Below are 11,669 nucleotides of genomic sequence, written 5' to 3' on the forward strand. Positions count from 1 at the left end.
ACGATCAGCAAACGGTGTGAGTTCAATGCCATCCCCGTCCAGATCAAGCACGAGTGGATCAATCTCGGCAATTCCTGTCGCCCAATCTGTCACATAAGGGGTCAGAACAAGATTTGCTAAAAATCGTACGCTAAGAACGAACAAAACAGAAACCCCGGAGAAAATCCCCGGGGTCACTTGGATCAAATATGAAGTTCTAAAGCTTGATCAAACTACATAATCAGATGAACTGGAAGTCATCGACATGTAGGTCTGTCTTCGAAACACCCTTCAAGGTGATGGAGTTCTCGTCATCTAGCTTGATTACCGTATCTCCTCCGACGTCATTTGTCGCGGCGAGTACAGATGTAAAGTCTGCAAATAGTTCGGTATCTATGCTGATGATATCATCAGAGCCTGCGCCCGTTGCAAAATCTGTAATCTCATCATGCCCAAAAGCACGAATGTCAAACACGAAGGTATCGCTATCAGAGCCACCAGTTAGGGTATCATCTCCTTGTCGGCCATTGAGTTCATCTTTGCCGTCATTCCCCCAAAGCCTATTGTCGAGTGCATTCCCTCGAATAACATCATCGAAGGCTGACCCTTGAATATTCTCAATGTTAACAAGAGTATCACTGTCAATGTTAGGATCCACGCCTGTGAGATAAACGGTTTGCTTGACGAGATTGTAATAGCCTTCACCGTAAATAGTTACGACATCATCTTTGCCATCATTTGTGAAGTCTCCCGTTAGCCAAGTATCTTTGAATGCAGATGTCTCATCTGGTGTCCAGTTCTCTACACTGGTGAACCCGTCACCTTCTGAAAGATAGACCCTTTGCTTCACGCCACTTCCATCTGCATAAACAGCAAAGACATCGTCTTTACCATCGCCATTAAAGTCTCCAGTTTCCCAACGCTGGCTGGATTTATACACCCACGTCGTGTCGCCACTCCAATCTTGTGCATCAGAGAACCCATCACCGTTAGAAAGATAAACTCTGAACTTAGTATCATTGTCGCTGCCAGCGGCATACATTGTCAGGACATCATCTTTACCGTCACCATTAAAATCGCCGGTTACCCATTTATCTCTAAACACCCAAGTCTCGTTTGGAGTCCAATTTTCTACGCTCGCAAACCCGTCTCCTTCAGAAAGATAGACACGCTGTTTTAGACCGCTTCCCTTTTTGTAAACAGCAAAGACATCGTCTTTACCATCGCCATTGAAGTCACCTACCTCCCAACGCTGACTGGACTTGTAGACCCAGGTTATGTCTCCGCTCCAATCCAGAGGTTCTGAAAATCCTCCATCTTCTGAAAGGTAAACCCTGAACTTGGTGTCATCATCACTACCAGCGGCGTACATTGTCAGGACATCATCTTTACCATCACCGTTAAAATCGCCGGTTACCCATTTATCTCTAAACACCCAAGTCTCGTCTGGAGTCCAATACTCTACGCTTGAAAAGCTATCCCCTTGAGAAAGATAAACACGCTGCTCCAGACTATCACCGGTCTTATAAACGGCGAAAATATCGTCTTTACCGTCGCCGTTAAAGTCTCCAACTTCCCATCTTTGATCAGAAGAGAAAAAGTGAGTGACATCTCCACTCCAATCCTGAGCGTCGGAGAAAATATTCAGGTATTTGATTTCACTGGCAGATTTGCTGTTAAGATCAATCCACATCCCAAAGCCAGAGGAGGAATACTCGGCGGTATCCACTCCATCGCCGCCATCTAAATAATCAGCGCCACTGCCGCCAATCAGGCGGTCATTCCCGGCTCCAGCTATAAGCAGATCATCGTCATCTCCACCTTTGAGGGTGTCATCGCCTGCGCCGCCGTTTAGAACATCTTTGCCAGCATCCCCGATGAGCGCTTCGTCTGCATGCGTCCCTTCCAGCCAGTCACTTGATGTCGATCCAGTTAGGTTCCCACCAATTGCGATTATACTGTTCTCATCGAACTCACCAAACGCAAATTCAGTGCCGTCACTAAATCTGAGCGTATCAATGCGTTTGGACGATGAATTCCAGTTCTGGATACGGGTGGAGCCTTCCAGATCTGCCAATGCTGCATCGGGATTGTCTTTGTCGAGCACATAGACAATCATGTCGTTGCCATCACGGCGCAGTGTCACGTCATCCAAGGTTAGATCTGACAAGACCAGAACATCTGCACTGCCGCTGCTGTCAGAGATGGTGTCTTTGCCATCCCCACGCTTGTAGGCGTAAACGTCGTTGCCGGAGCCGCCCTCTAGTCGGTCATTACCTTCGCCTCCGGTCAGAACATCCGTGCTGTCACCACCCTTGAGTGTGTCGTTGCCTTGACCACCCACCAGATTGTCGATGCCTTTGCCACCGTTCAAGATGTCGTTGCCGTTGCCTCCATAAAGCAGATCATTCCCATTACCGCCTGTGATAGTGTCATTGCCACCACCGCCAAATGCTGCATCCGCTGACCCTATCTGGAGCGTATCAGCCCCATCGGTTCCAAGCTTGACCTCCATGTCATTGGTCTTGATGGCAGGCCCTTCCTCACCAAAGGAGGCAAACAAGTCTTCTTCTTTTTCCAGATCAAACAGGAAGACATCTTCGTTGTTGGTCTGTCCGGTGTTGTTGCCGGTCACCTTGTGTTCTACGGACCGGGCCAGATCTACACTGAGCTGTGCGCGGGTGAGCGTACCTGCGTTAAGATCTTCAAGATGCTCTGCCAGTTCTGCAAGTTCAGGTTCTAGGCCAAGCGTGCTTTGATAGGTTCTTGCGATAAAGCCTGCATCACTTAAGGTGCCATAGCGGGTGGTGTACTCATCGGAATCAAGCAGTGCCTGCGCCAGGGCAGTGTGATTGAGCTGGCTGTTGTCCGCGTATTGGACAAGCATCTCAATCTCAGAGATGTCCATCTTTCTGTCGAGCACACTGTCATAGATTTGAGCAGCTTCCTGCAGCAAACGGTTTTTTGCCGCCTCATCAAAGCGCTGTGAGGTTACCGTGGTTGAGCCATCAACTGTCTCTTCTATGCGCCAGGTCTCCAGACCATGGGCATCGATCTCATGGCTTACTTTGATATGTTCATTGCTTGAAGATGCACTTACCCCGTTGTCCCAGGTGTAACTGCCATCGTTCAGCACTGAACGTGCGATGGTCTGCGTTATGCCCTCACGCAAGATCGCGGTGGTTAGGCCGTCAGATGAGGTTTGGGTCACAAAGCTCTTTTGAGCTGAACCACTTGCACTGTAAGCGGTCTCTGTGACTGTCTTGCTGCCATCTGCCAGCGTTTTGGTGACCTCTGTTTTGTCCTTCCTGCCATCGCCATCAAAATCAAAAGTCTTTGAGAGCGTTCGGCCATCTGCACTGGTTACTTCCTGGTAGCTGGAGCGCAGGCTACCACCCTGATAGCGCTCCGTGCTGGTAAAGGTAGTGCTGCCATCTGCACCCAGAATGGTTTCATCAACGGTGGTGGTGTCAGTTTCACCATCACCATTGGAATCAACTGTAGTTGTTGAGGTCAGGCCATTGCCTGATGTGACAGTGGTGCTGTAGTACTTGAGTGCATCGCCGTCTTTTTCCTCAAACACCTTCACCTGATTGCCAGTCTCATCATAAGAGATACTGGTCTTGCGCAAGATATCCGCACGGCCATCGCCATCCAGATCGAATGCATAGGATTGCTCATGCCCATTGGCAGAGGTGGTCTGAGTAACAAGTGTCCCTGCAGTCCCGTCTTCGCGAAGCTGAGAATGGACCGTGGTCTGATTGCCGCTTAGATCCAGCTGTGTCTCGATCTTTTGATCGCTCACACCATCCCCGTCCAGGTCGATGGTAGAGGTCCGGCTACGCTCATCTGCACTGGTCACTGTCGTGGCGCGATAGAGTTTTTGGCCATCATCAGCGCTGAGCATGAGCGTTTCTGTTCCGCCGCCAGAGGCCCCCAGTTCACGGTCAACAGAACGGTTGGCGGCTCCATCGCCGTCAAAGTCGGTGACCTCACTCACGTGCAGACCATCACCGCTTGTGGTGCCTGTGGTTTTTGCGACCAATACACCACCAGTATCTGTGGTCGTCGTGGTTCGCGTCACGTCTCCGTTGCTGGCAAAGTCTGTTTCAAACGAAGAACTAGTTTCAAAAATACCATTGCCATCCCGGTCAAGACGTACTTGCCCGCTCAGTCCATCATCAGCAGTCTGTGTTTCAAGACGTGCGGCCGCATAACCCTGACCATTCATATGGGTCACGGTCTGTGTCCGGCTGCCATCATCAGACAGCACTGTGACATCACTGATGCTGCGATCTGTGACGCCATCTCCATCCAGATCAAGTGTTGTACTGGTCTGAAGACCATTGCCGCTTTTGCTTTGCACCGTTTTGGCCAGCAACCCACCGCTCTCAGAGTAGTAGGCCATTGTAGATGTGGTCACGCCATCATCCCCAGTCACGGTGCTGACAACCTCATCTTGATGACCATTGCCGTCCACATCCACCGACCGTGTATAGGAACGCTCATCTGCGCTCATTGTGCTCACAGTCTTGCTCAGCAATGAGCCATTTTGGGCTGTAATGCTGCTGGTTGTGGTCTGGCTGCCATCTGCGGCAAGCACCCTCTGATTGTTGGTTGTCCGATCGCTCTGGCCATCACCATTGAGATCATCACGGCGCGTGGAGACCAAAGTGTCATCCGAGACCTCCAAAACCGTCTGTCTCAGAAGCGTACCATCCTGCCCCTTCAAAGAGGTCGTGGTGGTTTGTGAGCCATCCTCATTCAGGCTGCGGATGGTTTCATTGCGGCGCTCATAGACGCCGTCACCATCCTGATCGAGCTGTTTCGTGACACTTAGGCCATTGGCGCTGGTCAGCGTAACGCTCTGGCTTTGCAACTCGCCGTCTTTTGACTGCGTGCGCACAGATGTTGTGACCTGACCATCTTCTGCAATCGTTTGTGTGGTGATCTGATCAGCCTGACCATCACCATTCACATCGACTTCGCTTGAACGGTAGCGCTCGTTGTCTGAGACTGTTTCAACAGAACGAGTGCGCAGCTCACCAGAACCGTCGCGCAGCTCAACTGTGGTAACAAGAGACCCATCAGCCTGAAGCTCCGCTTCTGTTGTTTTGACAAAGTCGTAGGTGCCATCCCCATCCGCGTCTGTCTTAACAACAGAGCTTAACTCATCATCACTGAGGGTCACCTGTGTGCGGCTCAGGAGCGATCCATTATCAGAGCGGGTCTCAGACGTGCGAACGGTGCTGCCGTCAGCTTTAAGCACAGTGGTGTCCTGGACACTGCGCTCAAAGGTGCCATCACCATCATCATCCGTTTGCGTCACGCTCTGCAGGCCGTCATCACTGACGCTTACCGTGCTTTGGCTGCGCAAAGAGCCGTCTGCATTGCGGGTTTCCTGCACGGTGGTTTCGCTGCCATCTGCATTCAGTGTTGTTACACTTGTAACTGTCACGTCGACAGATAAATCACCATCCAGATCTCTTGCAACACTTGTGGTCAGACCATTGGCACTGCTGGTGGTCAGTGTTTGTCCAAGCGCCGTGCCATCATTGGCATAAGAGGTCTCATTCAGGTTGACTGAACCATCTGTCTGTTCCGTGCGTATGGAAACGGCATCATTATTGCCATCGCCGTCCAGGTCAACGCTTGTAGTCTTCACGCGCCGGTCTGCGCTTTCTTCCACGACCTGTTTTGAGATCAGGCTGCCATCACCAGCATAGTCTGAACGGGTCTGGCGTGTACCGCCATCGGTTTCCTTCGCCAGAACCTCAACAGTTCGGGCATCGATCTGACCGTCCCCATCTACGTCAGTGGTTGTGGTAACACTCAAACCATCCGCACTGGTGCTGACCTTTGCTTGAGAACGCAGCGAGCCGTCAGAATTGCGGGTGGTAACGGTTCGCGTTGAGTTGCCGCCTCCATCGCTGCTGGTGATGTCTTGAACAGAAACATCCGTATCCCCATCCCCGTCACGGTCTGTGTGCGTGGTGGTCCGCAAACCGTCGGCACTGGTGGTGGCGACCGTCTTTGCGCTCACAGAACCATCCGCATTACGGGTCCAACTTGTGGCAACCCGGTCTTGAGTTGTAGAGCTGGACACGACTGAAGACACAACCTCGCTTGCCTCAAGGCTCCCATTCTGGTTGAGGTCCACGAAAGTTTGTTGGCTGACCTTGTCTGCGCCCAGTGTTTCCCGGGTCTTCGAGCGCACAGATCCATCCGCATTGGTCTGCGTAACCACCTGCTCACGGCTGCCATCTGCGGCAATCGTGGTGGTATCCACGATGGTCAGATCAATGTCGCCATCGCCATCCTGATCCGCTGTTGTGGTCCTGGTCAGCGCATCAGCAGACTGAACGGTTGTCGTTGAACTGCGCAGGGAACCATCACCATTCTTAACGGTGAGTTCTGAGGTCGTCTGGCCATCTGCCGCAACCGTAATTGACAGCTCTTCACGGGTGTCCGTGTCACCATCTCCGTCCAGATCCCGCTCAACCACTTTCGTGCGACCATCTGCGCTGACATCTTCTTTAACGTGTGAGCGCAGTGAGCCATCCTGGTTGGTAATTGCAATCGTCTCGGACCGGCTGTCATCATCGTTTACGGTTACACTGTGGGTCTCGTTGGTATCAAAGGACCCGTCACCGTCCTGATCATATCCATCAACACGCACCGACCCATCGCTGGAGACAGTTTCACTGCGAGAGGTGATTACAGATCCGTCCTTAGCCAGAGCACTGATGGTAATGATCTGGCTGCCGTCGCTTTGCGTTACCCGCACTTCGCGCTGCTCAAACCAGCCACCGCCTGTCATGTCGCGCTCAATGGTCAGGGTGTTCCCATCTGCGCTGGTTGTGGTCTGGGTTCGGCTGCGCAGGACAGCACTGGCCATATCGCTGCCAGCAAAATTGCTCTCTGTTTGCGTGCGGCTGCCATCAGAACCAACCACCGTCACAATACTCTGGATCCGGTTCGTGACCCCATCCCCATTGTCATCATAGCGGTTGGTGAGGACAAGTCCGTCTGCACTGGTGACAGAGTGGATTTCAAAGGCCTTGCTGCCATCAGTCTCATAGGCCGTCGCAATCAGCGTGCGTGCGCCAGCGCCATCAACACTCTCCACCTGTTCCACCCGATAGCCCATATCAGATGCAGCAAGCTTCATGTCGCCCACTGTGCCTGTGGTTCCATCAGACCAGGTAAAGGTGGACTGACCGGCGATGACAGAGCCATCACTGAGCTCAATGTTGGAGGCATCCGCCGTCAGGTTGATCTGCGTAATCCCAAGCTCGGTCAATGTTTTGACGCTGGTGGACCCGTCAGGATTGGTCACCAGCAGCTTGAACTTGGCAAAGGCAGCATCCTCTGCACTCAGGACACCATCGCCATTGCTGTCAAACACAGAGGCCAGCGCCTCCATGTCGCTGGTGGCGGTTGGATCCCATTCAGTGAACACAAACTGACGTTTTTCGGTGATTGCATCGCGGCCATCGGGATCATAAAACAGCACCCCATCACCATTGGCCGCCCAGGCCGTGCGATGCTCCAGACCATCCCCGCCTGCATCCATAAACATGGTCGACTGATCCAGCCGTGTCACCTGAATACCATTGCCATCAAGATCAAGAATAACCGGATCAACAAACTTGTTGTGCACCCTAAAGCCTGCAGCCACGTAGGTGTGCAGACCCTCAACCGTGAAGTTATAGACCGTATGCTTGCCTTCAACTTCCGCAATCCGTTCAATGGTATAAAGCGAGCCATCAGCGCGAACGATCTGATCTCCGACCCGAAGCTGACCAACCGGTTGATAACTGCCATCAGCAAGCAAGAACGGATGCTCAGAGGTGACCTGTACACCATCCACATCCAGAATCGGCTTCTTGCCATGGACAAATAGATCAGTGACTTCGCGCGGCTCAAGCTCACCAAGACCATCAAAGGCCATGACCTGATCTTCAAGACCAACCTGCTCAATCGGCTTGGCAGAACCATCTGACATCAGGATCAGCGTACCGGCAACAAAACATGTGCCTCGGTCTACACTGCCAACATCATTAGGGCTGGAGTGAGAACCGGAAGTTGAACTACCACCACCCGCATCAGAATCACCATAACTACTGCTGTGGTCATCCGAACGACCGTGAGGGTCACCGCCATCAGATCCACCATAGTTCGGCTCGGGTCTTCCTGATTTCTCGTTATTGCGTCCCGAAGAATTGTTGCCGGAATTGCTAGGGTATCCGCCTGAGCCTACCCCGTTATAGCCCTCACCAGTATAGCCCCCGCCAAAATAATCTGATGCTCCACTTGAGGAAGAGTTTTCATGCGCAGTGCTGGTGTTTTGGTCTGAACCTGAGGAGGCGGTGCCACCACCAGCATCGGAGTCACCATAAGAGCTACCGCCATCGCCACCATACGAGGTATGATTATCAAAAGACGGGTTCTTTGGCAGATCATAGATTGAACCTAATGGATCATAGAGATTGGGAACTGAGGGGACTTGATTATTGGAGTGCTGAGCACTTGACTGGCTGCCGGGCTGATAACCGAGGCCAGTAGACACGACCCCCTTTATGGTTTCTGCAGATTTATCCAGATTATCGACAAACTCCCTAAGATTTTCGATAGCATCAGCATCAGAGAATGGTGAACTTGGAGCCGGCGCAGGAAAATAAGCATCTTCAAACACCTTAATAGCACGAGATAAAGCAATAGTTGTTGCTAACGTACCATAAATATAGTCGGTAAATGGGTTGTAAGTTTCAATATTTTTTGCAGTATATGACATATGTGCTGCATATACGTCTAATATTTCTTTGGCTGCCATGGTTGACGCAAGTAAAGCGTACGCATTGCTATCAATAGCATCAGGCGCTAAAGCTTCGACAGCAGTTTCCATACCAAAGCCTGCTACAACACCATATGCGGTACCAATGATAGCACCGCCTACAGCTTGGCCCGCAGCACCACCAACTTTTCCAAAGTTTGCGCCAAGGGACACTCCACTCGGGATAGCTCTCGAAGCCGCCTCCCATCCCCATGCTGCTCCGGCAGCCTGTACAGCTCCTCCTTTTACCCCGTCTTGTGCGAACCCGGAAGCCACTTCCATAGCTTCAAAAGCGACAAAAGTACTCGCCCCTAACTTTCCAAATACATTGAAAGTTGTCGTGCCCGGCCAGTTTTGCTTAATAGCTTCGTCTTGAACTGTCCAAATAGCGCCACCAACAGTTCCGGCCCCATCGATGCCACCAACTTTGCTGTCTTTAAAACCACCCATTTCGGAACCTCTAAACTTTTTTATTTGGAACTCAAGATACTAAAAGCAGACATTGAAGCGATAGCCCAAGTAGTTGCATGCACCATGTAAATAACTACATAAGTAATTAACGTGGGATCATCTATTATGTATTCATTAAATGGATAATATCCATCATAGAATAGCGGGAAAGCAAAGCCTACGACAGAAGATATAGATGATATTACTATTGATTTATCATCGAGCCCATAAACATTGCGAAAATTGCACTTCTCGAGAATTATTGGAGAAACAACGATAAAAAAAACAAGCCACAACAGGAAGAAAGTAATAGTATACGCCTCTACGAGCTGAATATGCTTAAGTGAATCAAATGTAATGTATACAGCAAAAAAATAAGCGCAAAATGGCATAAATATGGCACCTGCTATACTTGCATATTGTATTCTTATTTCACATTTATTCATTTCTATTTTACTTTCACGGGGCATCATTAAAGCTGCTCATAGCGGAGAGATAAGACTGTCATAGGATTTTGGGAACGCTAAAAGCGTCATCAATCTTTGATTTCGTTTGCTTGAGAAAAGTATCGTTCTGAGTTTCCCTCAGCACTGCGATCACCTTCGCCTATTCGTACCCATATTGTTCTTATTCCCATGGATATATTTATCGTTTCTCGCAGAAACATATATCAGGGGGGCTGGTAAGAAAATCAAAAGCTATTCATCTTCATAGAAGCTGTCTCACAAGGCAACGCAGCTCTAAAAGAAGATTTACTGGACCCTGTTTGGAAGTTGATGCTTGTTAGCGTGAAATTATTTCACTTCTCATACTCGTCTTCAGCATTGCTGCTATCCTTCAACCGCATAATGGTCTGTCGGCTGACGCCATGTTTTCGGGCAGTAGCTGAGATATTCATACCGTTCTCCAGATCCAGAAGGGCTTCTTGTTTCTGCCGAGATGACAAGCGCTGTGGCCTGCCGAGAGATTTACCCTCAGCCTTAGCCCGCCGCAGACCTGATTGCGTACGCTCTACCAGAAGATCGCGCTCAAACTGGGCCACTGCATTGATCACATGCATCGTCATCTTGCCAGCAGAGCTTGTCAGATCAATCCCACCCAGAGCAAGGCAATGCACCCGAACGCCAGCGTCCGCCAGCTGCTGCACCGTAGCACTGACATCCATAGCATCGCGGCCAAGTCGGTCCAGCTTGGTGACCACCAGAACATCTCCAATCTCCAGCCGGTCCATAAGACGAGTAAATCCTGGACGGCGAGACATGGGCATGCTGCCAGATATGGTCTCACTGATGATGCGATGCGGCTCAACCGCAAACCCAGCAGCTTCGATCTCCTGGATCTGGTTCTCAGTGGTCTGGCCGGTTGTGGAGACCCGGGCATAGGCAAAGGTGCGTGACATAGAGGCAGTTCCGTCCAAAATAGATGTCCGAAACTATCAACCTGTCCATAATGGTGTCAATCTAATATTTGAACAGGCATTGGAGCCCTGTCCGCAAACCACCGTTTTCGGACACTTTATTGATAATAAAAGATAAACTGCTTAGCATACGTCTATGAGCTAAACTTGTTCTAGCCCTTGATTACCAGACCAAATCCGTTTCCTCGTGCTCGAAGGCTGATACCATCTCCTTAATTTCCCGCTCTGGTGCTCCTAAAGCATGAGCGACTTCCCTCCAAGTCTTTGTGGCCTTGGCCACTTCCGCAATGATGCGATCGGCATCTTTAACCTCGAGGAGGTAATCCTCGTGCTGAGCACGGTGCAGTTCAATGCTGGCATCTGGATTGTCGTCGTTCACGTAGCTCTTGAGCACGCGTGGTTGGTTCGGGACCGGGTTGATGTCGTATGCTGGTGAGAGGTGCCAGCCGCCCTTCCCGCGAAGAAATCCGTGATTTCGCATGTGGTCATCGAGGTTTGTCACAAGGATGGAAAAGGCGACCCGTCTGTAAAGTTCCTCGCGATCCATGTCCGGGGTTACGCTTTCCGAGGTGATCACGTCAGCTAGGTCTAGGTAGCTGTAGCTTTCCCCGTCCCGCCCGTTGAGCATGGCCATCGCCGAGATGAACGGGATCCTGCCCTCTTCGTTCCTATCAAACCGGCGGGACAAAAAGACAGGTTTGTCGCCAGCCATTTCGAGGGTGTGATCTGCAACTGAAATCTTGGCTCGCCGGGCTATCTCCATCGTTATAGCTTCCCAACGCTCGACGCAGTAGCTGTCCGTCTCCTTCGGAAATTTCGCTACAGAAAGACGTCCGTGCTGATCTAGGATACTGGCCTTCGGCCGTGCACCGCCCAGAGAGCTTCCTGGATGTCAGTGCTGGATGTATTTTCCCCATTTGTGCTGCTTGAAAATTACCCACTTTCGCAGCTTTGACTTTTGATTGAAGGGGCATGCCCCTTCAATCA

The 11,669-nt window shown here is 50.9% G+C and carries 3 protein-coding genes; all 3 read right to left on the reverse strand.

Annotated elements, in window-relative coordinates:
* Positions 1 to 220 precede the first annotated feature (220 nt).
* The 3 genes from PPL9_RS34055 to PPL9_RS02760 all read right to left on the reverse strand — a co-directional run bounded on the left by PPL9_RS34055 (position 221) and on the right by PPL9_RS02760 (position 11,559).
* Complete coding sequence (locus tag PPL9_RS34055; protein ID WP_057461214.1) at positions 221 to 9,265, reverse strand: FG-GAP-like repeat-containing protein; 9,045 nt, start codon at positions 9,263 to 9,265, stop codon at positions 221 to 223.
* A gap of 799 nt (positions 9,266 to 10,064) precedes the next feature.
* Positions 10,065 to 10,664, reverse strand: coding sequence for a recombinase family protein (locus tag PPL9_RS02755; protein ID WP_057461216.1), 600 nt, complete (start codon positions 10,662 to 10,664; stop codon positions 10,065 to 10,067).
* Between the two features lie 181 nt (positions 10,665 to 10,845).
* Positions 10,846 to 11,559, reverse strand: a complete 714-nt coding sequence (locus PPL9_RS02760; RefSeq protein WP_280139015.1) for a HipA domain-containing protein — start codon at positions 11,557 to 11,559, stop codon at positions 10,846 to 10,848.
* Between the last annotated feature and the right edge of the window lie 110 nt (positions 11,560 to 11,669).

The sequence above is a fragment of the Pseudovibrio sp. POLY-S9 genome (genome assembly GCF_001431305.1).
Taxonomy (GTDB): Bacteria; Pseudomonadota; Alphaproteobacteria; order Rhizobiales; family Stappiaceae; genus Pseudovibrio.